Raw genomic sequence first — 22,510 nt, 5'->3', positions numbered from 1 at the left:
AGCACTCGCCCCGACCTGCGGTCTTCCGTTTCCGCAGGTCGGAGGCGGTGCGGCGTCCTGCTTCACACCGCAGTGCTCAACGGCGCTGAACGTACTTCAACTGCGTTCTATGTCGCCAGGTGGGGAGGTTTGCGCAGGTCAGGGCGGTAACGACTCTGCGGCCGGGGGGAGCTTGCATTGGGAGCAGATTGGGTGCACGTCGACGAAGTGGTCCCTCGTTGCCGAAGTGCTCAACCAGCCCGCCGCCGGCCAAGACCGTGAACAGCGACGATAGAACCGTCCGACGTGCTTGACCTCCCAGTGAAGTCCGAAGTGGTCACTCTGCTGCAGCTCCGCGATCGACCCGCGTCGACGGCCGTGTCGAACACCTGGGCGGGCCAGGAGCGAGGCCGCTGAATCGACGCCTGGCTCTGCGATCAACCGCGCAGGCGCCGGTGCAGGTCCCAGGAGCTGAGACTCCGATCCCATCAGCAATGCCCTGACCAGGGCTTCCTGCTTGGTGACCTCTTCGGCCATGCCGAAGAGGTCACCAAGAATAGATTCGCGTGAGCGTAAGAGCCTGGTAAATAAGGGTTTGGGTCGGCTGGATGGCCGGGCAAGAGATCGATGATTCCGCCGGGCCGGCGTGGCGGCGTGACATGGGGAAGGGCCTTCGGTACGAGCGAAGGTGACTAAACCAGCACGACCGAAGGCCCAACCCTGTCTGTATACCTTGTCGCCGGCGTCGCCGCACCTGCCACGCCGGCCACCCTCGACGATCACTTGCCCACCGCCCGGCCACGGCACTTGAGCTTCCACCCCGGGACCGGACACCGGGGTTCTCACGCTGCGAGGGCGTGGGTGTGACGATACCCGAGGCGGGCCTCGGTGGGTGTGCGGTATCCAATGGTCGAATGTAGACGGTTTGTGTTGTAGTAGGCCAGGTAGGCGAAGACCGCTTGGCGAGCGGCGGCGCGGGTGGGCCAGACCTTGGTGCCGACCTCGGTTTTCAGGGTCGCGAAGAAGCTTTCCGCGGCCGCATTGTCATAGCAAGATCCAGTACGGCCCATCGATGCCCGTAGCCGATGTCTGCGCAGGCAGCGGCGGAACTCGGTGGAGGTGTACTGGGCGATCCGCGGTCCGAGTGGAAGATCGCGCCCTTGCCGGTCAGGCCCCGGCGGGCGGCCAGGGTGATCGCGTTGCAGGCCAGCTCGGCGCGCATGTGCTCGGCCATCGCGTGCCCGACCACCTCGCGGGTGTGCAGGTCGATGACGGTGGCCAGATACAGCCAGCCCTCCTCGGTGGGCAGGTACGTGATGTCGCCGACCAGCTTCTCGCCCGGCGCGGCGGCGGTGAAGCCCCTGCCGAGCAGATCCGGGGCCGGTGGCGCGGTCACATCCTGCTTGGTCAGCGATCGGCGTCGCCGGCGCGTGAAGCCCACGATCCCGCGCTGACGCATGATCCGCTCGACCTTCTTGCGGTTGACCCGCCGGCCGCGCCGGCGTAGCTCCACCGTCACGCGCGGGGACCCGTACGCCTGTCGGTGCGCCGCGTGGATCGCGGTGATCTCCGCAGCGAGCGCGTCCTCGTCCTGCTCACGCTGCTCGCGGGCCTCCGCGGCGTGCAACCACTCGTAGAAGCCCTGGCGGCGCACCCGCAGGACTCGACACAGCCGCGTGACGCCGTAGGTGGCGCGCTCGGCGGAGATGAAGCGGTAGCGGCTGGTCAATGCCCCATCTCCTTGGCAAAATATTGGGCTGCCTTGCGGAGAATGTCCTTCTCCAGCTCCAGCTCCCGCACCCGAGCACGCAGCTTGCGCAGCTCTTCGCGCTCGGTGAGCGTCAACTCGGGCTCCGCGGACCGGCCGCCGGCCTCCCTACGCTCCTCGGCCCGGACCCAACCACGCAGCGTCTCATGGTTGACGCCCAGGTCACGGGCTATCTGCCGCAACGGCGAGTCCGACGAACGGACCAACGCCACCGCGTCCTTACGGAACTGCTCGGTGTACTGCGAGGGACGTGCCACCAGGGCATCCTTCCTCCTGGCTCATCTGCCAGGGATCAGGGTGTCCGGCCCGAGGGGGGAAGCTCACTCCGCCTCCGCCACCGACACCACCTACCGGGTCGACCACACCCTTGACAGCCTCGGGCGTATCACCACCGTCAGCTACCCGGCACCGTCCGGCTACAGCACCTCGCCAACCGAAACCTTCACCTACTCGACTGGAACCGAGGCCGCTGAGCCTGCCGGCACTGGCACCATCCCCGCCGGGCTTCAGTTGACCGCGACTGCCCGCAACGGCAAGACCACCCGCAACTACTACAACAGCGCCGGTGACCTCGTCCGCACCGTCGACCCGGTCGGTCTGACCACCACCTACACCTGCGACGTCCTCGGCCGCGTCACCGCTATCACTCTCGCCCCCACCATCGGCGAGGCCTACAGCACCACCAGCTACACCTACAACGCGCTGTCCCAGGTCGCCACCGTCACCGGCCCGGCCATCATCAACCCGGTCACCAACGAAACCCACCAGGCCAAGACCACCTACGGCTACAACGGCTCCGGTCAACGCACCAGCCAGCTCATCGACGACATCGCCGGCAACGACCCGGACCGCACCTGGACCTGGACCTACGACCCCGCCGGCCGTCCCGACATCACCACCGCACCCGATGGCGCGGTCACCAACCAGGACTGGGACAACCGCGGCGACCCCGTCAAGGTCACCCAGCCCGGCGGGCTAGTCCTCGAGCACACCTACGACGAAGCGCACCGGCGCATCGAAACCGCCACCGTCGGCTCAGCAGTCGACCCGATGAACCCCGACACGACCCGGCTCGTCATCGACTCCCGCTCCTACGACCCCGCCGGACGACTCGCCTCGGTCGTTGACGCGATGGGCCGTGAGACCACCTACACCTACTACGGCGACAACCTGCTCTCCACTACCAGCCGGGTGCGGCGCGACGCCAACGGTGACATCACCAGCGAGACCCAGCTGGCCAAGGTTGACTACAACGCCGCAGGCCAGCCCAACGTGCAGACCGACATGGGCGGCACCACCAGCACCAACGTCTATGACAAGGCCGGCTACATCAAGGAAGAGCACCTCGACCCCACGGCCTGGACCGCGCCGTCACCTACAGTCGCAACCTCGACGGCACCGTCGACACGGTCAGCCGCACCGGGGCGGCCTCACCCGGCCGTTCCGAGTCCACCAGCTTCACCTACGACGACGCCGGTCGCGTCCTGACCGAGACCGTCGCCAACACTGGCGGGAGCCCCGCCGCCCTCACCACCACCTACGCCCGCGACGCGCGGGGCCTGGTCACCGAAACCACCGATCCGGCCGGAGTCACCACCAACTACACCCACGACCCGCTGGGCAACCTCGTCACGACCACGGGTGAGGCCCGTACGGTCTGGACCGGCGACACCAGCAGCGGCGCCGCCCCCGTGACCACAATCGGCTACAACACGTTCGGTGAAGCCACCCACCAGCGCGGCGCCGACGGCGCCGTCACCACCATCTCCGTCGACCCGGCCGGCCGACCCACCGCCGTCGACCTACCGCCGTACACCACGCCGGGCGGTGTCGCGATCGCCGCCACCTACCGGACCGTCTACAACCCCCAGGGCCTGCTCGACCACGCCACCGACCCGCTCGGCCGAACCACCAGCTACACCTACGACCCTTACGGCCAACCGCTCACCCGCACCCTGCCCGACCCCGACGACGATGGCCCCAAGACCGCGCCAGTCTGGACCTACACCTACGACCGTGTCGGGGAGGTGCTGTCTACCATCGACCCCACCGGTGGGGCGACCTCGGCCACCTACAACGACCTCGGCCAGCAGATCACCTCCACCGTCACCGACCGCAGCACCGGCAGCACCCTCTACCTGACCACCAACCTCGGCTACGACACCGCCGGCAACCTCACCACCGCAACCACCCCGCTCAGCCACGCCACGACCACCACCTACAACACGGCGGGCGAGCCCCTCAAGGTCACCGACCCGACGGACCGGTTCACTCAATACACCTACGACATGGCCGGCCGGCCCCTGACCTCCGTGAAGGGCAAGGGCACTACCTACGTCGACCCCGTCACCACCCAGACCTACGACCTCGCTGGGCGGCTGACCGCCACCACGGACTGCACCACCACTACAACCGGCACATGCGCCACCACCCAGCGAACCGCCACCACCACCTACAACGGCGCCGGCCAACCACTCACCCTCACCAGCGGTGAAGGCCGCATCAGCCAGTACGGCTACGACACCGCAGGCCAGCTCACCAGCGTCGCCCAACGTGTCAACCCTGCTGACTCCGCCACCGCCGTCACCGTCCAGCTCGGCTACGACCTCACCGGCAAGCGCACCCGCATGGTCGACGGCAACGGCAACCCCACCACCTACACCTACACCCCCTGGGGACAGCCCGACTCCGTCATCGAGCCCGCCACCACCGCACACCCCAACGCCGCCGACCGGACCTGGACCACCGGCTACGACGCCGCCGGACAACCCGTCACCTATCTGCTTCCCGGCGGTATCACCCGCACCCTCACCCACGACAAGCTCGGCAACCTCACCCAGGAAACCGGCACCGGGGCGGAGGCCACCACCGCCAGCCGCCAACTCGACTACGACGCCGTCGGCCGCATCACCAGCGTCGTCGGCCCCACCGGCGCCACCACCTACACCTGGAACGACCGCGGCAAACTCACCGGCGCCAACGGCCCGGCCGGCATTGCCAGCTACACCTACGACAGCGAAGGCAACCTCACCAGCCGCATCGACGCCACGGGCACCGCCACCTTCACCTACAACGCCGCCGGCGCCCTCGCCACCGTCGCCGACCCCCTCACCGGGATCACCGCCACCAACACCTACAAGAACAGCGGACAACTCGGCCAAACCACCTACGGCACCAGCGGCCCCACCCGCGTCTACACCTACGACAACCTCGCCCGCCTCGCCACCGACACCTACAAGAAACCCGCAGGCACCACCACCGCCTCCACCACCTACACCTACGACAACGACGACCTGCTCCTCACCAAGACCACCACCGGCTTTACCGGCGCCGGCGCCAACACCTACGGCTACGACGGCCTCGACCGACTCACCAGCTGGAAATCACCCACCAACCAGCAGAGCACCTACGGCTACGACAACGCCTCCAACCGCACCACCGTCACCACCCCCGCCGGCACCCGCACCACCACCTACGACGCCCGCAACCGCACCACCACCGCCAGCGGCGCCGGCCAACCCGACGAAACCTGGACCTGGACCCCCCGCGGCACTATGTCCACCCACATCGCCGGCACCACCGTCGACAGCTACAACTTCGACGCCTTCGAACGCCTCACCCAGGCGACCAACCCCGGCTACACCGTCACCTACACCTACGACGCCCTCGACCGCCTCGCCCAACGCAACGGCCTCGGCTTCCTCTACAACGACCTGACCAACCAGCCCATCCGCACCCCGCTTGCCGCTGGCCAGGACAGCCAGATCATCCGGGACCCCGCCGGCCAACCCCTGTCCGAAAAGACAGGTACCAGCGCCGCCCGGAACCTCATCACCGACGGCGTTCACGACGACATCACCGCCGCAAGCAACCCCACCACCGGCGACCTCACCGCCTCCCGCACCTACCAGCCCTACGGGCAGACCGCCGCATCCACCGGCACCCTGCCGCTTGGCTACCAAGGCGGCTGGACCGACCCCGACACCACCCAAACCAACGCCCACGCCCGCTGGTATAACCCGGGAACCGGTGCCTTCGCCAGCCGTGACACGTGGACCTTGGCGCCCGACCCCGTTTCTCAGGCAAATCGCTACAGTTACGCGAATTCGAGTCCGGTCACTGGGCTTGATCCAAGCGGACATGACGCAGGGACCGCGGTTCTCGTAGCGGACACGGTCGCCGTTGGTGCTGCGGGCGCTGGTGCATCGGCTGGCGTGACTCTCCTTCTCGCTGGCGTAATTGTCGCCGGCTTTCTGGCCTACGACTATTATCACAATCGTCCCCAGCCGCATTCCAATCCGAATCCAACACCCGCGCCTAGCCAAGGCCCGTCGGGCGGCAATTGGGCGACAAGCACTATCAACCTTCCCAGCCTGGACTATTGCGAACGCAACCCCCACGCAGCCCGCTGCGCATTCGTCTACGACCCAGGCGACCCTCCTACCCCCTCCTACCCCTAGGCCAGGGGACCCGCCAGGACCGAAGGCGCCCTGCAGCCGAGACTGCCGCAATCCACTTCCGATCCCGCCGTGCGTCGTGAAGTCACTCGCCGCAGGCCTCACCGGTGGTCAGCTCTGCCGGACGCCATGGCTGCTGGACATCCTGCCCAAGCCCAAGCCTCGCGGCAGCGAACGACGCGAGTCGGAGTCACTTCTTCCTGCTGGGTCCCAGATTGGCAACAACCCCAACAACGGCCCCGCCCCCACCGTGCAACCCGACCAGCGGCAGGAAACCCTGCCGAGCTTCCCAACAGACCAGGCAGACCACTACGGCGTGGTTCACGGGGTACTGGCGGAAGCATACGAAAGTCCAAACGACGCACGCAGATACAGCGAAGAAGAAGGCTGCCTAAGCGGATCGGGACCATCGGAAATCAACTACTATGAGCTTGACCATTCGTGGTATGCGGGCGATTCCAACCCCGCTGACCCGCGTGGCCGGGCCACTGGAGCGAGCGCGTGTTACGGGGGTGTGCTTCCTCCATATGGCACGAGCGCCAGTTACTATCCGCCAGGATATGACCCCAGGGGCAAAGCAAAGTCAGGTGATCATGTGGACGTGCTGCTCAGCGGCGGTTTCGCTGTCTGAGGCCGGTTCATAGACGCGGTCTTCCTAAGTGGATGATGAAGGTTCTCTACGCCAGCATCGTCTGCAAAGAAGGGCCGCTCGTGGCAGTCTCCCATGCCTTGACCGCTTGCGTCACTGACAGCGGCGCTGACATCGACGTTTCCGACGTGACCGCGTTGTACGAGGTGTTCTCCCAGGTCAGCGACCCACGCAAGCCTCGGGGAGTGCGTCACGGGCTGCCGGCGGCGTTGACCATGTTGGCGTTGGCGGTGCTCTGCGGAGCCCGTAACTTCCGCCAGGCCGCCGACCGGGTCGCCGAGCTGCCCGCGCTGCTGCTGGCCGCCGCGGGCGCCCGCGTGGACCCCCGCCACGGCCGGCGGATACCGCCCAGTCGGGACACCCTGCGCCGTGTGGCCGAGACGATCGACGCCGCCGCCACCGACCGCCTGCTGTGTCAGTGGATCGCCACCCGCATCCCACCCACCGACGGCGGGCGGCCTGGCCTGGCCTTGGACGGCAAGACCGTACGGGCCTCCCACGACGGCGACCCCGCCAACAACGTGAGACTGTTCTCCGCGATGCGCCACGACACCGCCGTCGTGATCGCTCAACTCCGGGTGCCCGACGACACCACCGAGGTCACCCAGGTCCAAGCGTTGCTGGACCCGGTCGAGATCGCCGGCGCGGTGATCACCGCCGACGCCGCGCACCCCTCGACCGACACCGCCACCTACCTGCACCACCGCGGCGCCGGTTACGTGTTCACCGTCAAGGGCAACAGACCCGCCCTCCTCGCGGCGATCTGGCAGCGCCTACCCGCCGCGACCAGCGACAGCGCCGCCCACACTCACCGCGAACACCGCTCGGGACTCATCATCGAGCGTCGGATCTGGACCGCCGACGCCGCCGGCATCGAGTTCCCCGCCGCCGCGCAGGTCTTCCGGATCCGCCGCGACACCTACGACCTGACCGGCCAACGCCTGCACAAGGACATCGTCCACGGGATCACCAACCTGGACGCCCAGGCCACCACAGCCGCAGAAATCGCCGACTACACCCGCCGACACTGGGGCATCGAAAACAAGATCCACTGGGTCCGGGACGTCCTCTTCGCCGAAGACCACCACCATGCCTGGCTCGGTGCCGCCGCCCACACCATGGCCCTGTTCCGCAACCTCGCCATCGGACTGATCCGCCTCGCCGGCCACTCCAAGATCAAACAGGTCCTGGAGCGACTCCACGGCAACAAACTGCTGATCCTGCCACTACTCGCCGCATCCCGAACATGATCAACTGACTTTGCTTTACCTCTGGATATGACCCGTTGACGAAGCAAATGCACTCAGGCCACTTGATCGCCAGAAGTCTGGGTGGTGCAGGTGCTTCCAGTGATCCAAATGCGCCTAAAAATCTAGTGCCGTTGTACAAAACGGTAAACACGCCCGTGATGTATTGGACGGTTGAGAATTATGTCACCCAACGGGTGAAGACTGGAGAAACGGTGTATTACCAAGTCTCTCCATTGTACAGTGGCAGTAATCCGGTGCCATATGCGGTAAAGGCCTACGTCGCGGGCGACCGATTTGGCAGTCAGACCTTCGTGTTCGAGAATAGTCCGTTTGCGTATCAGCCGCTGCCGGCTCGGAGGTAGAAGTGAACTCGTCAGATAGTGTGATCGATCGACTCGCAAACTTGGTGGGTTGGGAAGGTTCGGCTAACAATAAATTCGATTGGCCGGCCCTCGTGGAAGCTTCCGGACATGACTTTCCGCCCGATTATCGCCAGTACATCGAGCGTTTCCCGGCGGGTAACCTTGGACCCCTCACGGTGCACCACCCCCATGAATGGCCGGGGCTTGCGGACTTCGTAGCGTACGCAAGGAATTATCACGAGGTAATGAACGATCGAGCTGAGGTGAAGGGGGATTATCCATACCGTTTCGGCGAATCGCCCGGCGATTTGTGTATGTGGGGTGCCGTGCAGGCCGACTATCTGCTCTGTTGGCATATGACATCAGCGTCGCCGTCGGGCTGGCCGACCGTGGTTTGTGATATTGGGATGGGCGAGGCACCGGAGCTCTATGGCGGCACCATGACGGAGTTGCTCCTAGCGCTCGGTGAGAACCGGAAGCCCGTTCCTGTAATCAACTATGTCACTGAGACGAGCTTGTCTTACAAGTTCTACCCGTTCCGGGAGTAGCAGTCCTCGGAATTTGTGGATCGCTCCGGCTTCGACCTTTGGCTGTCGGGCCTTCGAAGGCGTCGGTCACCCGGGCCAGCACCTACCGATGAGCCACCCGAGACCAGCAGCAGGCCCCTCGCGCTGGCGCCGTTCATACTCGGCGCAGCGCAGTGCTACCGCCTCACCCCGGTTGAGGGCAACGCCAGATGGGACGTCGACGAGCGCGTGGGCCGGGTGGGATCGAGGAGCCTCGACCGCCGACGGCGACCGTGTTGGCGCCCCGCCGTACAGCCCACCGATGATTGATGGGGGAGCGGGCTGGGAGCAACGGGGTGCGCTGAACGGCGCTGAACTGCATCGAACGTCGCCCAACTGCACTCAACGGCACCTACCCTCACCTGCGGCTGTGCGTTTCCGCAGGTCAGGGACGCTGCAGCGTCCCGGTTCACACCGAAGAGGTCACTGGTTCGATCCCAGTATCGCCCACCCAGGTCAAGGCCACTTCCCGGTATCGGGAGGTGGCCTTTCTGCTGCCCGTACAGCAGCGAAGTACAGCAACGCCGTCAGCGGCCGAGGGAATCGCCAAGCCGCTTGAGGGCTTCCCGTGTGGCCTTGGATGAGACGTGGGTGTAGATCTCCATGGTTACGGAGAAGCGGGCGTGCCGGAGGACCTGCATGGCGACTCTCGGGTGGACGTCGAGGTCGGCGAGCAGTGTGGCGCAGGTGCGCCTGGCGTCGTGCACGGTGATCGGTCTGACGCCGGCCTTCTCGCACCTTGTCTGCCAGGAGCGCTGGAAGTTGCGCGGCTCGATGGGTGTGCCATAGCGGGTGGTGAATACGAGGTCCGTCTCGTGCCATGCCTTGCCGGCGGTTTCTCGTGCCTCGTCGCGTTCCAATTCCAACCGACGCAAACCAACCGCCGACACTGCCGCCACCGCTGGCCGCGAAGACATCAACCATGGTCGCGACCATAGCGAACTGTTACTACTCGGCCTCGGGCCTGGCGCTGCAAGATCGTCGTCGGATTCGTGTCGGCGAGTTACGAACCACCGCGCCGTGAGGTCCAGGGCTGCTCCGCCTGCCGTCGGATGGCAAGATCGTGTCTCGTGATCGATGATTTCGCTAAGGACGATCTGCACGGCCAGCTCAGGCGGACACGTCAGGCGCTGGTCTGGAAGCTCGAGGGCCTGTCCGAGTACGACGTCCGGCGTCCTTTGACAGCGACGGGGACCAACCTCCTTGGCCTGGTGAAGCACTTGGCGACCCTGGAGGCCTGGTATTTCGGTGAGGTCTTCGGCCGCCCGTTCCCGGAGCCGCTGGGGCGATGGCAGGACGCGGACGGCAGCGACCTGTGGGTGACCCCGGGCGAGACCCGCGAGCAGATCATCGACTTCTATCAGCGTGCCTGGGGGCATGCGGACGCGACGATCGAAGAGCTTCCCATCGACGCGCCTGGCCACGTGCCGTGGTGGTCGCGGCCGGACGTCAAGCTGTTCAACATCATGGTCCACGTCCTTCAGGAGACCACCCGGCATGCCGGACACGCCGACATCCTGCGTGAGCAGCTCGATGGCCGGACCGGGGTGATGGCTGAGTACGAGGAGCAGATCGACACGGCGGCCCGGGAGGCGTACTGGGCGAAGATCGAGCGGGCTGCGCAGGAAGCGGCCGGCGGCTCGCATCATGCCGACCTATCCGACACGCATTGCGCGGTGGGGACGCCGTGAGAAATCCGGATCTCGTGGAGGTTCGCCCGTGAGGGCGGTCATCGTCGCGGCCGCGGTCGCGTTCATCATCTCCCTGTTCGGCACGCCGGTGGCGATTCGCGTCTTCACCGCGCTCAAGGCCGGCCAGCCGATCCGATCGATCGGGCCGGCCACCCATCTGACCAAGAAGGGCACCCCCACGATGGGTGGCGTCGCGTTCATCGTGGCGACCGTCTTCGCGTACGTGGCCGGGCACATCGCCCTGACTACCCTGCCCGAGCGGCAGATCGCGCAGGAGGGGCCGACCATGACGGCCCTGGTGCTGCTCGGGCTGTTCGTCTTCTGCGGCGCGGTCGGCTTCTTCGACGACTTCCTCAAGGTGCGCCGGCGCAACTCCGACGGACTGTCCGCCAAAGGCAAGCTGCTCGGCCAGGCGATCGTCGGCGGCGGGTTCGGCATCGCCGCGCTCTACGTGCCGAGCACCAACGGCCAGACCGTGGCCAGCGAGCACATCTCGCTCATCCGCGACATCAGCTGGCTGAACGTCGGCAAGGTCGGCGCGGTCATGGTCTTCGTCTTCGTGATCATGGCGATGTCGAACGGCGTGAACCTCACCGACGGCCTCGACGGCCTGGCCACCGGCGCGTCGATCCTGGTGCTCGGCGCGTACGCGCTGATCGGCTTCTGGCAGTACCGGCACTGGTGCGCCGACGACGCGTACGCCCGCGTGAACGACTACTGCTACCAGGTCCGGGATCCCCTGGAGATCGCCATGATCGCGGCGGCGGCGGCCGCCGCCTGCGTGGGCTTCCTGTGGTGGAACACGTCCCCGGCGCGGATCTTCATGGGTGACGTGGGCTCGCTCGGGCTCGGCGGCCTGATCGGCGGGCTCGCGGTGGCAACCCGCACCACGCTGCTTTCGATCATGATCGGCGGGCTCTTCGTCATCATCACGACGACCTGGGTGATCCAGATCGTCTCGTTCCGGACCACCGGTAGACGTGTCTTCCGGATGGTGCCGTTGCACCACCACTTCGAGCTGGCCGGATGGAGCGAGGTCAATATTGTGGTCCGGTTTTGGATCGTGGCCGGCGTCTGCGTGGCGGTCGGCCTGGGCCTGTTCTACTCGGATTTCTTGGCGGTCGTTGGATAAAAGCCACGCGACAAGCCTGTGTCGTGCCACCGACGGTGATCCGCCGGGCAGCCTGGTTCCCCACCGGGGTGCCAGCGTCTGGCAGCAGCATTGCCTAAGAGACCGTCGGGTAACCGATTGAGGGCGGGCTGTTACGGCGAGAAACGTCGATGTCGGGTGCTCGACAAATGCGTCATCCCCGCCATGATCTTGATGTGTGTGCAACAGGGATCTTGGCGGGGACGACGCCCGTAGATGCTACTCATCCAGCCTGACCGACGCGATGTGGGCTGTCCTGGCTCCGTTGATGCCGGTGCGTGACCTGCGCAAAGGCGGACGTCCGCGGGTGTACGACGATCGGTTGATTCTGAACTCGATCTTCTATGTGCTGCGGTCGGGCTGTGCGTGGCGGTTGATGCCTCACGATCTGGCCCCGCCGGACGCGGCGCATCGGTGGTTCACCACCTGGCGCCGAGACGGCACGTGGGATGCCATCCACGACGAACTGCGGCGGCAGGTGCGCGTGCAGGCCGGGCGGGAACCCGAGCCCACGGCGGCGGTTCTGGACGCCCAGTCGATCAAATCCAGTGAGGGAGGTGAGTCTCGTGGATTCGACATGGGTAAGCGCACCACCGGCCGGAAACGACACCTGATCGTCGACACGATGGGACTCCTGCTCGTCGTCGCGGTCACCTCCGCCTCGGTACAGGACCGACCCGGCGGACGGGCGCTGCTGCACCGCCTCGCCGCCACCTTCACCACCATCGCCGTCGTCTGGGCCGACGGTGGCTACGCCAACAGCGTCGACACCAGTCTGCTGACCTGGGCCAAGACCCAACTCGGCATCCTGCTGCAGATCGTCAAACGCACCGACGACGTCAAAGGCTTCCAGGTCCTACCCCGCCGCTGGGTCGTGGAACGCACCTTCGGCTGGCTGATCCGCAACCGACGCCTGGCCCGCGACTACGAACGCCTCACCACCAACTCCGAGACCATGATCAAAGTCGCAATGATTCGACTCATGGCGATACGCCTGGCCCGTCAACCGACCCGATGGGCCAACACCGCCGAACGTGCAGCCGCTCGACGCATCAACGCCGAACAACTTTTCACAACGTAACCATCCGGTTACCCGACGGCCTCTAAGCCGGTCGCGGCCAGACCCCTCGGTCTCTGTGTCAGCAAGAGGTCTGGCGTCATCCATCATGGGGCGACCTCCGGCGGCGGCTGGAGCGCACGCGACGACATCACGTGGTGTCGGCTGTGAACTGGCGACAGGCGAGATCGACGTTCACACCGAAGAGGTCACTGGTTCGATCCCAGTATCGCCCACCCAGGTCAAGGCCACTTCCCGGTATCGGGAGGTGGCCTTTCTGCTGCCCGTACAGCAGCGAAGTACAGCAACGCCGTCAGCGGCCGAGGGAATCGCCAAGCCGCTTGAGGGCTTCCCGTGTGGCCTTGGATGAGACGTGGGTGTAGATCTCCATGGTTACGGAGAAGCGGGCGTGCCGGAGGACCTGCATGGCGACTCTCGGGTGGACGTCGAGGTCGGCGAGCAGTGTGGCGCAGGTGCGCCTGGCGTCGTGCACGGTGATCGGTCTGACGCCGGCCTTCTCGCACCTTGTCTGCCAGGAGCGCTGGAAGTTGCGCGGCTCGATGGGTGTGCCATAGCGGGTGGTGAATACGAGGTCGGTCTCGTGCCATGCCTTGCCGGCGGTTTCTCGTGCCTCGTCGCGTTGTTCGTTTCTCAGCTTGAGTGCGGTCAGGCAGATGTCGGGCAGGGGGAGTGTGGCGTCGGATGCCTGGGTCTTGGTGTCGCGGTGGAGGAGCTGGCCGCGGACTCGTTGCAGTTGGCGGCCGATGGTCAGCTCTCCCGCGTCGAGGTCGACGTCCTCCCACGTCAGTCCTAGGGCCTCGCCCTTGCGTAGGCCGGTGACGAGGACCAGGGCGTAGGCGGCGTAGAGCGGGTCCTCGTCGTGGCGGGCGGACTCCAGGAACTTGCGGGCCTCGTCACTCGACCACGACCGGCCTCGCCGCCGGCGGACGGTGGCCAGGGTGACCGGTACGGCGGGATTCTTGGTGATGAGGTCTTCGGCCTGGGCGTGGGTGAGGGCGGCCCGCAGTGCGGCCCGGATGTCGCTGACCGTGCGCGTCGACGGGACCGCCTGGCAGCAGCGGCTGACCGCGCAGCAGCGCCGCTTCTCCTTCCGGCGCGCGGTGTCCTTGCCCTGGGCGCAGCACTGGCAGGTTCGGGCGACCTGGTTGATCCAGGTCTGGACGTCCCGCGAGTGGAGCCCGTCGAGCCGCTTCGCCCCGAGGCCGGGGGCGATGTGGCGGCGGACGAATGTCTCGTAGGTGGCGTAGGTCAACGGTGCCCGGTTCGGCTGGATGATCTCGGTCAGCCAGTAGGTGAGGAAGCTGCCGACCGTGGGGACGCTGGTCGCCACCGGCCCCTGCTTCGCCTGCTGGTGCAGTTTGATCCACTTGTCGTGGACGGCCTCGCGGGTCTTGCCGTAGACGTACTTGCGGGTGCGTTTGCCGTCGGGCTTGGTGACCCAGACGTAGGCGGCGAAGCCGTTGCGGTAGGGGAAGATCGAGCCTTCGCCGTTGGCGCGGGTGCGTCCGGGCATCAGGCGGCCTCCTGGCGTTCGACCTGTTGGCGGATGTAGTCGTCGACCCATTCGGGGAGGATGCGGCGGTACTTGCCGTCCTTGATGGAGCGCAGTTCGCCGGTGGCGATCTTCATCTTGACCTTGGAGATGCCGAAGCCGAGGAGGACGGCGACCTCGGCGGGGAGTACCAGCGCGGGGTGAGGTCTCTGCTCATGCGGCCGCCCCGGTCAGCCATGCTTCGTGGGCGAGTTCTTCGCGGCCGACGCGTCTGCTCTCTCGTCGCTGGGCGGCGGCGGTGTTGGCAAGGAGTGCGTCGCCGTCGGTGAGCCAGCCGGCTCTGGCGTAGGTGAGGCTGCCGATGGTGATGGTGTCGCTCGTGTCATCGTCTTCGGTCCGGCGGAACGTCGCGCGGGTGTCGCGGAGCAGGCCGAAGGTGACCGAGTAGCGGCGGGCCTTCGTGAGGAAGTGGCCGCCGAAGCCGAGCATGTGCGCCCAGCGCCGCAGCCCGGCGTAGGGGCTCGGTTTGCCGTCAAGGCCGTCTTGACGGCAGCCGATCCATTCGGCGCCGCTGGTTGTCTCGGTCAAGGTGGGGCGGCCGAGGTGCCAGCAGGCGTCGATGAGGCGGGCGAGGTGGCCGCCTTCCGGGTCGGGGTAGTCGTCGACGGTGGCCGAGGTGAGGCGGGTGGACCGGTGACCGGTGGCCTCGGTCGACTTGGTGGCGTACTTGGCCAGGTAGGCGGCCACCTTGCCGTCGGTCACGTCACCGTCGGAGATGCCGATGCGCCGGACGTCGACCTGCTCGCCCCAGGCCACCTCCCAGCCCTGCGACCGGTCGGGGTGCGGCGGTGTGGTGACGCTGATCTGTCGGGCTGCGGCGTGGACGGCGGCTTCCAGGTCGTCGACGGTGATGCCGGCCGGCGGCGGCACCAACGCGGTCCGGTCGTCCGGGTCGACGCCGTCGAGGCGGAGCAGGGCGTGGAAGTGCACCGCTCCTCGACGTTGCATCTCGGCGACCTTGCCGTGCGAAACCCGCACGGGCGGCACCCGGCGGATCTTGCCTGAGTCGCTGACGACCTGGACGTGGGGGATGCCGCGTCGGCGGCAGAGGGCGGCGAGACGGCGTTCGATGGCCTGCTTGGTGCGCCGCCACAACTCACCAGCGAAGCCGTTCCAGACGACCTGGTGGTCGTGGTCGTAGCAGTCGAGGCACAACGGCTGCCCGAGCTGCGGGTCGTCGGCGTCGTGGCGGGCGAAGCACACCGCGGGCTGTCCGTGCTGGCATCTGGCGGCGGTGCGGCGGGCGTGGCACGGGGCCGGGCTGCAGTCGCAGCGCTGTCGGTTGCCGCAGGTATGGCGAGGGATGTGCCGGTGGTGGACCGCGCCGAAGGACGGGGCGGTGAAGGTGGCGAAGACGACCGGGTGCCGGCCGATCGAGGCGGGTACGCCTTTGCCGCCGGTCAGGCCGCAGCGGACGACCTGGTAGGCGTCACCGGCGTAGACCCAGGCGCAGTCCCGGCACTCCGATTCGCGGCGGTTGCCGCACGCCTTGTAGAGCGTGCGGTCGGGCAGCTCGTCCGTGTGCTGCTGTCGCAGGATCCGGCCGCTGTCGGGGTCGACAGCGGCGAGGGTGCCGGTGAGGCGGATCGGGCGGGCGCAGCCGCCAGCGGTGCGGGTGTGCTCCAGCCAGCCGAAGAAGTCCGGCATGGCAGCGCGGTGCAGGACCTGAGGGCGGGTTGCCGCAGGCATCCCCACCCGTGGAGTCAACGAATTCGCGCCATCGTGGACGGCAGGGAAGGCCGTGCTGGGCCGCTCAGCGGATTCAGGGGACCGGCACAGCGTCCGGTGCGATCGAGAGCCGGCGGGACGTGGCCCGCATCAGTGGCAGGAAGGCCGCTCGGCATCTCCGACATCGAGTCCAGCGATCCGGCAGGAAGGCCGCGCTGGCGTGCTCGACGAGGGTCAGAGTAGCACCGGGTGCCGACACGTCAACCCGATGTAACTCCGGAGTCTGAGAGGCTGTCTGGCCACCCGATGACGCGCTCGACGGTGACGCCTCGAAGGTTGGCCCCGTCCCATCGGGCCCCGGTAACGTCCGTGCGCCCGTACTCCGGATCGTGAGTCGAAACGTAGCCGAAATTCGCGTAGGACAGATCCGCGTCGCGCAGGTCGGCATCCCGTAGATCGCAGCCAGCGAAGCTGGCCCCTCGGAGGGAGGCCCCTCGGAGGTCGGCGCCCCGGAAGTCACACAACTTGAAAGAGTGCCTATCAAGGGTGCGATGCCGAAGATCGCGACCCGCGAACGACTTCCTCGTCGCGCCGGGCAGGATGCTCATCCGCGAACCGTAGCCTGATCGCCCGATGCCCAACCACCGACTTGCTACGCGCGGCGCATGGCGCGCTGTACGTGCGTCGCATCAACTGGACACGACAGCCGGCTGTGGCCTCTGCTGCCGGCCGGTGCGGGAGAACTTTCCTTACGTCCATCAAGGCGGCCCGACAAGCGGGCCGCACGCGCCGCCGCCAGGGCGCGCCGGCCACTGCCGCTGTCGCTCTGCGGCCGTCACGACTGACGCCCGGCGGCTGGCGCGGAAAGCGGGGAAGCCCGGAGGGCCGCCGCAGAACAACAGATCGTTGACCGGTGTGGTGGTGGGCCGGCAGCCGGCCGGGCCGCGCGGCCACGAGCCCGCGCGGCGCAGGGGAGCGCACGCCGGCCGCGTCGGCGAGCTGGCGGCGGTCGCGGGGCTGCGGTTAGAGCGCCTCCGGCGGGGGCGCTCCGGCTCCAGGATGGCCGGGGCTCCGCCGGCGGGTCACGGTCCGTGGGTGGTTGCGGTGGGCCATCCCGCCTGCTATCGACCCGGGCAAGCCGAGCAGACGACCGCCCGACCCGCCAGCGTCCGAACCTGCCGTCAAGGCCGTCTTGACATGGCGTGCCGGACGGTGGCCCGCTCCCCAAAAGGGCGGGTCGATGGCAGACGGGATGGCAAGCTGGTCGCTACAGGATGGACAAGCGTGAGGTGCTGCTCTGAGCCAAAGAGTTCATCGCCGTGTCGAAGACCGCCGCCCGCGCCCCCTCTTGATCAGGGCACCGAACACGCCGGCGCACACAACCGAACAGACGCCCATGACTACCGCCGCGAACGGATCACTTTTCGGGCCTGACAAAAGGCTCACCGATGTAATTCCGAACCCGATGGCAAAAATGGGCAATATCATGCGTGCCGCACGGCGGTGATGACGCCGATTGTGCGCGGCGTTAATCCGACGTTCTTCGGGACTGAGCTCGTTCTCCCACGGCGTGTTGAAGGGCCAGTTGGCAACCCAGATTATTGCAGCCAGCCCCGCAATAGTCACCAGCACCACAATGACGGCTTTGAAGAACATGTTCTACCTCCAGAAGCCGTCAGTCCAAGACCGAACCGAAGGCGTTGGTAAAGGCCATGGTCGGCGGGGGCCCTGGGTCAGAAGGTGCGGGGTGATAGTGACTGGTAAGCCGATGGTTTGTAAAGCAAGGCCGTCGGCTGGTGCGGTCAGGGCTGGTCCGAGGATCGCAGGCGCCCACCCCACCGGGCGGGGCGGCTGTCGACAGCAACGGTGACAGCAAAGACGGGCTGACCAGGGCACGAGCCAGGTAAACCCCACGTCGGCGCAGAGCCATCATGAGCTTCAAGTAGCTGGGTGCGTTTTTAGGGCCGAATACACCCACTTGGAGACCGCCGAGTTGTCAGGTAGGTCCGTAAGGTCGACGGCTACCCACCGGGCTTCGGAGATCTCCCCATTTGGGTTGATCTCGTCCGAGATTGCCTGCAGGCGGACGATCTTCAGGTAGCCCCGTTTGCCCCCGCTGGTGGTCAGGTGTTCCTCTAGCACAAGGGCGAACGAGTCCAACTCAATGCCCAGTTCCTCGATGCACTCACGCCTGGCCGCTTGCTCTGGGGTCTCCCGGGCTGGCTTATATCCGCCTCCCGGCAGGCTCCACAGGGATCGGTCGCCGTAGCTGTGTTGGACGAGGAGCACTCGGTCAGCGTCGGCCGGGTGCATGATCAGCGCTTTCACGCCGTAGGTGGTCGGCTTGGCGATCCGCCAGTACACGCGACGGATGTGATAGAGCAGCTTGAACGCGAACGGCGGAATCCTCATACGGCCATCCAATCGGTGAGCCATGCGGTGCGGAAATGTGAGCCATCGTATTTCCGCTCAGCCCACACGCGCACGGCGCGGCAACGTTGCGAACCAGCACGGTCAGCGGCGTGGCCGGGTCCGATTCAACAGCATAATGTTGATCACCATGGCCATCCGCTGATCTTAGGCTCGGCCGATCTCGTTGTCGTACCGTCCGCTCGCCCTTGGGTGACGGCCGTGCCCGTCTCGTGCCCGATGCGACGGTCAACACCGGGCAAAGCCTGCACTTTGATGGCGTCAACTCGAACGCTCCGTGTTGCTTAACCAGCCGGCATGGCTACCCAACGTGTAGATCAACCCGATTCCCAAGCTGAGGTTGGCCCCCGTCAGCCCTTGGGCTTCCACCAGGCCGCGAGCAGCCCTACGACGGCGATGAGGAAGAGACAGGCAAATCCCGCACAGAGCAGCAGGCCGAAGCCGGCGAAGGTACCGAATTCCACCAGCCGACTGTAGGCGGACCAGCCTCGATCGATGCCGTCAGGAGACGGCCCGGCGGTCTGGGGGCACAGGGGGCACAAGACACCGTGAAACGTTGCGAACCAGCGAGCAGCCATGGCAGACCGAGACGCCGTGCGAGCAGGCTTCGGGCGCTGTTGCCGCTGATAGGTGCGCCGGCGCTCTAAGTTCCGCTTCAACGTCTGATGGCCCGCCAGACTACGGGTAGACGTCGTGGGAGGGCGGTAACCAGTAAGGCCACCAAGGCGGCTCTCCGGCCGGGCACAGGGCATTCCGCAGAGGCAGGCCGGCAAGCGCGAAGTACGCCCAGGAGAGAACCACGACGACGACAACGGTGGTCAACACTGAGACCCCAGCCCGCAGGGCCGGCGACATCATCCACCGCCCAGTGACCGTGTACGTGACGATAAGAGCCACACCATGGACGATGGCCAGCACTGGAAGCAACGCTATGAGCCCGAAGGCGTTGGCGCTCGCGTTGATCCCGACATCGCAAGCGGCATATGCGCGGGCCACCACGGAGGTTGTCCCGCACGAGACGAGCACGGCCAGGACCAGAGCAGCGACAAGATGGTGGCCCGGAAGCTGCTTCTGACGGCGGTGTTCCTGACTCACCTTGGTCTCCTTCGCGCGGCACGCCGGCCGCACGGATTTGATCACAAGGGCCTGTCGACAGCAACGGTGACAGCAACGAGCCAGGATCGGGACAGCCGGCGCGCCCCGCAGGCGGACAGCAGTCCGAGGTGACGGATCCAGCCGGACCCCGCCGGACGACGCGCCCAGAACTTACAAATGAGGGGTCGAGACGCTCGCGATGGCAGCCAGGCTGGCGGTGTCAGGGTGAGTGTCTAACTGAGTGACTACGAGTGCGAACAGGGCCGCACAACCACGGACGTCGGCGCACCGCTCCCGCAGGTGAGAGGCTCAGCAACGCCAGCTCAACGAAGCGGAATCGTTGCCTGGGGGTCAAGGAGTCGTCGGTTTTAAACTGGCGGTGCGTGCTACTGGTCGTCGCCGTCAGCGTCGCCACCGGGAGCTGGCCCAGCTTGAACGATCCCTTCTGGATCTTGACGGTCGTGGCGGGCGCCTCGACGAGGCTGCGGCCGTTGATGTGGAGGGCGACGACCCGCGAGCCGTCGACCAGGCGCCGCGACCGCACGTCCAGGCGGACGGGGTCGAGGTCGATCACGGTCGCGAGTGCCAGCTCCCGCACCACACTCGACGTGCACGCAGTGCGGCACTTCCACCGGCGGACGGCGATAGCCCACCGCGCCCGCGCCGAGGTACTCACCATGCCAGACTGCCCGACCGAGCCCGAACTCGTTCACCAGCGGGTCCGCGCACACATCGACGTCGTCGCCGCCCGCCGCGCCGGGCCGTGGGACTTCGAACCCCCGGGCCGCCCCCGCTGATCACCCGGCTGTCGGACTGCCGGCGGCGGCGAGCGCGCCGGCCGCTGCCGGCACGACATCGTGCGGCGCCAGTTCGGATCGCTCACCGCGCTGAGGCACGCCCGGCGCGGGTCATCGGCATCGGGGGAGCCACGCTGGGCGGGCCGCCGCTACCGGGGGATTCTTGAACACCACGCCCCAAGTGCGCTGGATAGGTGCGTCCTGCGTGGGTCTGCCGACCCACGGGTGGGGACCCGGCGCTGGCGCCGGCCTTCGACAGTGCCGCTCAGCGGGCCTTCTTCGTCGCCCGCTTGCGGGGCGGCGTCAACAGGTCGGCGATCGCCGCGATCGCGGATGGCACTAGCCGGTAGTACGCCCAGACGCCGCGCTTCTCGCGCTCGAGCAGGCCGGCCTCGGTGAGGATCCGAAGGTGATGACTGACGGTCGGCTGGGAGAGCCCGAGTGGCGCGGTGAGGTCACTCACGGACGCCTCGCCCTCCGGAGCGGACTGGATGAGACTGAGCAGTCGCAGCCGGGCTGGGTCGGCGAATGCCTTCAGCACTCCCGCGAGCCGCTGGGCATCGGCACGCTTGATCGGCTCGCCAGCAAGCGGCGAGATAGCAGGCGTAGCAGTTTTCGCAGTTCTGAGCTTCCACCCCGGGACCGGACACCGGGGTTCTCACGCTGCGAGGGCGTGGGTGTGACGATACCCGAGGCGGGCCTCGGTGGGTGTGCGGTATCCAATGGTCGAATGTAGACGGTTTGTGTTGTAGTAGGCCAGGTAGGCGAAGACCGCTTGGCGAGCGGCGGCGCGGGTGGGCCAGACCTTGGTGCCGACCTCGGTTTTCAGGGTCGCGAAGAAGCTTTCCGCGGCCGCATTGTCATAGCAAGATCCAGTACGGCCCATCGATGCCCGTAGCCGATGTCTGCGCAGGCAGCGGCGGAACTCGGTGGAGGTGTACTGCGATCCGCGGTCCGAGTGGAAGATCGCGCCCTTGCCGGTCAGGCCCCGGCGGGCGGCCAGGGTGATCGCGTTGCAGGCCAGCTCGGCGCGCATGTGCTCGGCCATCGCGTGCCCGACCACCTCGCGGGTGTGCAGGTCGATGACGGTGGCCAGATACAGCCAGCCCTCCTCGGTGGGCAGGTACGTGATGTCGCCGACCAGCTTCTCGCCCGGCGCGGCGGCGGTGAAGCCCCTGCCGAGCAGATCCGGGGCCGGTGGCGCGGTCACATCCTGCTTGGTCAGCGATCGGCGTCGCCGGCGCGTGAAGCCCACGATCCCGCGCTGACGCATGATCCGCTCGACCTTCTTGCGGTTGACCCGCCGGCCGCGCCGGCGTAGCTCCACCGTCACGCGCGGGGACCCGTACGCCTGTCGGTGCGCCGCGTGGATCGCGGTGATCTCCGCAGCGAGCGCGTCCTCGTCCTGCTCACGCTGCTCGCGGGCCTCCGCGGCGTGCAACCACTCGTAGAAGCCCTGGCGGCGCACCCGCAGGACTCGACACAGCCGCGTGACGCCGTAGGTGGCGCGCTCGGCGGAGATGAAGCGGTAGCGGCTGGTCAATGCCCCATCTCCTTGGCAAAATATTGGGCTGCCTTGCGGAGAATGTCCTTCTCCAGCTCCAGCTCCCGCACCCGAGCACGCAGCTTGCGCAGCTCTTCGCGCTCGGTGAGCGTCAACTCGGGCTCCGCGGACCGGCCGCCGGCCTCCCTACGCTCCTCGGCCCGGACCCAACCACGCAGCGTCTCATGGTTGACGCCCAGGTCACGGGCTATCTGCCGCAACGGCGAGTCCGACGAACGGACCAACGCCACCGCGTCCTTACGGAACTGCTCGGTGTACTGCGAGGGACGTGCCACCAGGGCATCCTTCCTCCTGGCTCATCTGCCAGGGATCAGGGTGTCCGGCCCGAGGGGGGAAGCTCATTCCCACGTCTGCCATCGTTCCACCAACACCATCGATAGGCCGGTGGAACCAGGACCAGTACCCCGATGGCCAGCAGTCCGGGCGGTGTTGGTACATCCGCATGTCGCGTCCA

Annotated in this window: 21 protein-coding genes and 3 pseudogenes; 9 read left to right on the top strand and 15 right to left on the bottom strand. The window is 66.9% G+C overall.

Features of this window, described 5'->3' with window-relative positions:
• Positions 1-821 precede the first annotated feature (821 nt).
• The 3 genes from OG799_RS18460 to OG799_RS18450 are packed head-to-tail and all read right to left on the bottom strand — an operon-like array spanning position 822 to position 2,004.
• Complete coding sequence (locus OG799_RS18460; RefSeq protein WP_406036429.1) at positions 822-1,049, bottom strand: integrase core domain-containing protein; 228 nt, start codon at positions 1,047-1,049, stop codon at positions 822-824.
• The gene (locus OG799_RS18455) at positions 989-1,708 is read right to left on the bottom strand and encodes an IS3 family transposase (protein ID WP_406036428.1); all 720 of its coding nucleotides are present in this window, start codon (positions 1,706-1,708) and stop codon (positions 989-991) included. The genes OG799_RS18460 and OG799_RS18455 overlap by 61 nt, the downstream gene beginning before the upstream one ends.
• Positions 1,705-2,004, bottom strand: a complete 300-nt coding sequence (locus OG799_RS18450; RefSeq protein WP_406036412.1) for a transposase — start codon at positions 2,002-2,004, stop codon at positions 1,705-1,707. The genes OG799_RS18455 and OG799_RS18450 overlap by 4 nt, the downstream gene beginning before the upstream one ends.
• A gap of 40 nt (positions 2,005-2,044) precedes the next feature.
• On the opposite strand from OG799_RS18450, the gene OG799_RS18445 reads away from it, so the two are divergent.
• The 5 genes from OG799_RS18445 to OG799_RS18425 all read left to right on the top strand — a co-directional run bounded on the left by OG799_RS18445 (position 2,045) and on the right by OG799_RS18425 (position 9,013).
• Entirely contained in the window at positions 2,045-3,235 is a 1,191-nt protein-coding gene (locus tag OG799_RS18445) for a hypothetical protein (protein WP_406036427.1), read from the top strand.
• A 539-nt stretch (positions 3,236-3,774) separates the two neighbouring features.
• Positions 3,775-6,207: an RHS repeat domain-containing protein gene (locus OG799_RS18440; RefSeq protein ID WP_406036426.1), complete on the top strand. Its 2,433-nt coding sequence runs from the start codon at positions 3,775-3,777 to the stop codon at positions 6,205-6,207.
• Between the two features lie 774 nt (positions 6,208-6,981).
• On the top strand, positions 6,982-8,103 hold the full coding sequence (locus OG799_RS18435) for an ISAs1 family transposase (protein WP_406036425.1): 1,122 nt from the start codon (positions 6,982-6,984) through the stop codon (positions 8,101-8,103).
• Between the two features lie 47 nt (positions 8,104-8,150).
• Positions 8,151-8,465, top strand: coding sequence for a DNA/RNA non-specific endonuclease (locus OG799_RS18430; RefSeq protein ID WP_406046323.1), 315 nt, complete (start codon positions 8,151-8,153; stop codon positions 8,463-8,465).
• 2 nt (positions 8,466-8,467) lie between these two features.
• Complete coding sequence (locus OG799_RS18425) at positions 8,468-9,013, top strand: hypothetical protein (RefSeq protein ID WP_406036424.1); 546 nt, start codon at positions 8,468-8,470, stop codon at positions 9,011-9,013.
• A gap of 545 nt (positions 9,014-9,558) precedes the next feature.
• Here OG799_RS18425 and OG799_RS18420 read toward each other — a convergent pair.
• Positions 9,559-9,888, bottom strand: a pseudogene (locus OG799_RS18420) (tyrosine-type recombinase/integrase); the annotation flags it as partial.
• Between the two features lie 213 nt (positions 9,889-10,101).
• On the opposite strand from OG799_RS18420, the gene OG799_RS18415 reads away from it, so the two are divergent.
• The 3 genes and pseudogenes from OG799_RS18415 to OG799_RS18405 form a co-directional block, all read left to right on the top strand.
• A complete protein-coding gene (locus OG799_RS18415; RefSeq protein ID WP_406036423.1) occupies positions 10,102-10,722 on the top strand; it encodes a DinB family protein in 621 nt (206 codons plus the stop codon).
• A gap of 28 nt (positions 10,723-10,750) precedes the next feature.
• A complete protein-coding gene (mraY, locus tag OG799_RS18410) occupies positions 10,751-11,854 on the top strand; it encodes a phospho-N-acetylmuramoyl-pentapeptide-transferase (protein WP_406036422.1) in 1,104 nt (367 codons plus the stop codon).
• A gap of 196 nt (positions 11,855-12,050) precedes the next feature.
• A pseudogene (locus OG799_RS18405) lies at positions 12,051-12,875 on the top strand (IS5 family transposase); the annotation flags it as partial.
• A gap of 367 nt (positions 12,876-13,242) precedes the next feature.
• On the opposite strand, the gene OG799_RS18400 reads toward OG799_RS18405, so the two are convergent.
• The 8 genes and pseudogenes from OG799_RS18400 to OG799_RS18365 all read right to left on the bottom strand — a co-directional run bounded on the left by OG799_RS18400 (position 13,243) and on the right by OG799_RS18365 (position 20,293).
• Positions 13,243-14,463 carry a tyrosine-type recombinase/integrase gene (locus tag OG799_RS18400; protein ID WP_406036421.1) on the bottom strand — a complete coding sequence of 407 codons (1,221 nt, stop codon included), beginning with the start codon at positions 14,461-14,463 and terminating at the stop codon, positions 13,243-13,245.
• Positions 14,463-14,659, bottom strand: a pseudogene (locus OG799_RS18395) (excisionase family DNA-binding protein). The gene OG799_RS18400 and the pseudogene OG799_RS18395 overlap by 1 nt, the downstream one beginning before the upstream one ends.
• Entirely contained in the window at positions 14,656-16,191 is a 1,536-nt protein-coding gene (locus OG799_RS18390; RefSeq protein WP_406036420.1) for a replication initiator, read from the bottom strand. The pseudogene OG799_RS18395 and the gene OG799_RS18390 overlap by 4 nt, the downstream one beginning before the upstream one ends.
• Before the next feature lie 239 nt (positions 16,192-16,430).
• Positions 16,431-16,778, bottom strand: coding sequence for a pentapeptide repeat-containing protein (locus OG799_RS18385; protein ID WP_406036419.1), 348 nt, complete (start codon positions 16,776-16,778; stop codon positions 16,431-16,433).
• Positions 16,779-17,481: 703 nt separating this feature from the next.
• Positions 17,482-17,826, bottom strand: a complete 345-nt coding sequence (locus OG799_RS18380) for a hypothetical protein (RefSeq protein ID WP_406036418.1) — start codon at positions 17,824-17,826, stop codon at positions 17,482-17,484.
• Between the two features lie 282 nt (positions 17,827-18,108).
• The gene (locus OG799_RS18375; RefSeq protein WP_406036417.1) at positions 18,109-18,582 is read right to left on the bottom strand and encodes an NUDIX domain-containing protein; all 474 of its coding nucleotides are present in this window, start codon (positions 18,580-18,582) and stop codon (positions 18,109-18,111) included.
• Positions 18,583-19,278: 696 nt separating this feature from the next.
• Positions 19,279-19,695 carry a hypothetical protein gene (locus OG799_RS18370; protein WP_406036416.1) on the bottom strand — a complete coding sequence of 139 codons (417 nt, stop codon included), beginning with the start codon at positions 19,693-19,695 and terminating at the stop codon, positions 19,279-19,281.
• 220 nt (positions 19,696-19,915) lie between these two features.
• Positions 19,916-20,293 (bottom strand): hypothetical protein, encoded by a 378-nt coding sequence (locus tag OG799_RS18365; RefSeq protein WP_406036415.1) that lies wholly within the window; start codon positions 20,291-20,293, stop codon positions 19,916-19,918.
• A 10-nt stretch (positions 20,294-20,303) separates the two neighbouring features.
• Here OG799_RS18365 and OG799_RS18360 point away from each other — a divergent pair, with 10 nt between their 5' ends.
• A complete protein-coding gene (locus tag OG799_RS18360; RefSeq protein ID WP_406036414.1) occupies positions 20,304-20,492 on the top strand; it encodes a hypothetical protein in 189 nt (62 codons plus the stop codon).
• Positions 20,493-20,757: 265 nt separating this feature from the next.
• On the opposite strand, the gene OG799_RS18355 is transcribed toward OG799_RS18360, so the two are convergent.
• From OG799_RS18355 to OG799_RS18345, 3 genes are read right to left on the bottom strand one after another with little or no spacing between them, the layout of a single operon-like run.
• Complete coding sequence (locus tag OG799_RS18355) at positions 20,758-21,090, bottom strand: ArsR/SmtB family transcription factor (RefSeq protein WP_406046322.1); 333 nt, start codon at positions 21,088-21,090, stop codon at positions 20,758-20,760.
• A 60-nt stretch (positions 21,091-21,150) separates the two neighbouring features.
• Positions 21,151-22,035 carry an IS3 family transposase gene (locus tag OG799_RS18350; RefSeq protein WP_406036413.1) on the bottom strand — a complete coding sequence of 295 codons (885 nt, stop codon included), beginning with the start codon at positions 22,033-22,035 and terminating at the stop codon, positions 21,151-21,153.
• Positions 22,032-22,331 (bottom strand): transposase, encoded by a 300-nt coding sequence (locus OG799_RS18345; RefSeq protein WP_406036412.1) that lies wholly within the window; start codon positions 22,329-22,331, stop codon positions 22,032-22,034. The genes OG799_RS18350 and OG799_RS18345 overlap by 4 nt, the downstream gene beginning before the upstream one ends.
• Between the last annotated feature and the right edge of the window lie 179 nt (positions 22,332-22,510).

Source organism: Micromonospora sp. NBC_00898 (assembly GCF_045207895.1).
In the GTDB taxonomy this organism is placed as follows: domain Bacteria; phylum Actinomycetota; class Actinomycetes; order Mycobacteriales; family Micromonosporaceae; genus Micromonospora.
Note: the sequence above shows the minus strand (reverse complement) of the source record. Positions and strands in the feature narration are given on the sequence as shown.

What these genes read in the sequence shown, in the direction of transcription:
- OG799_RS18460 (WP_406036429.1), bottom strand. Translation starts at nt 1,049, where the DNA reads ATGGGCCGTACTGGATCTTGCTATGACAATGCGGCCGCGGAAAGCTTC.
- OG799_RS18430 (WP_406046323.1), top strand. Translation starts at nt 8,151, where the DNA reads ATGCACTCAGGCCACTTGATCGCCAGAAGTCTGGGTGGTGCAGGTGCT.
- OG799_RS18400 (WP_406036421.1), bottom strand. Translation starts at nt 14,463, where the DNA reads ATGCCCGGACGCACCCGCGCCAACGGCGAAGGCTCGATCTTCCCCTAC.
- OG799_RS18390 (WP_406036420.1), bottom strand. Translation starts at nt 16,191, where the DNA reads ATGCCTGCGGCAACCCGCCCTCAGGTCCTGCACCGCGCTGCCATGCCG.
- OG799_RS18385 (WP_406036419.1), bottom strand. Translation starts at nt 16,778, where the DNA reads ATGAGCATCCTGCCCGGCGCGACGAGGAAGTCGTTCGCGGGTCGCGAT.
- OG799_RS18380 (WP_406036418.1), bottom strand. Translation starts at nt 17,826, where the DNA reads ATGTTCTTCAAAGCCGTCATTGTGGTGCTGGTGACTATTGCGGGGCTG.
- OG799_RS18375 (WP_406036417.1), bottom strand. Translation starts at nt 18,582, where the DNA reads ATGAGGATTCCGCCGTTCGCGTTCAAGCTGCTCTATCACATCCGTCGC.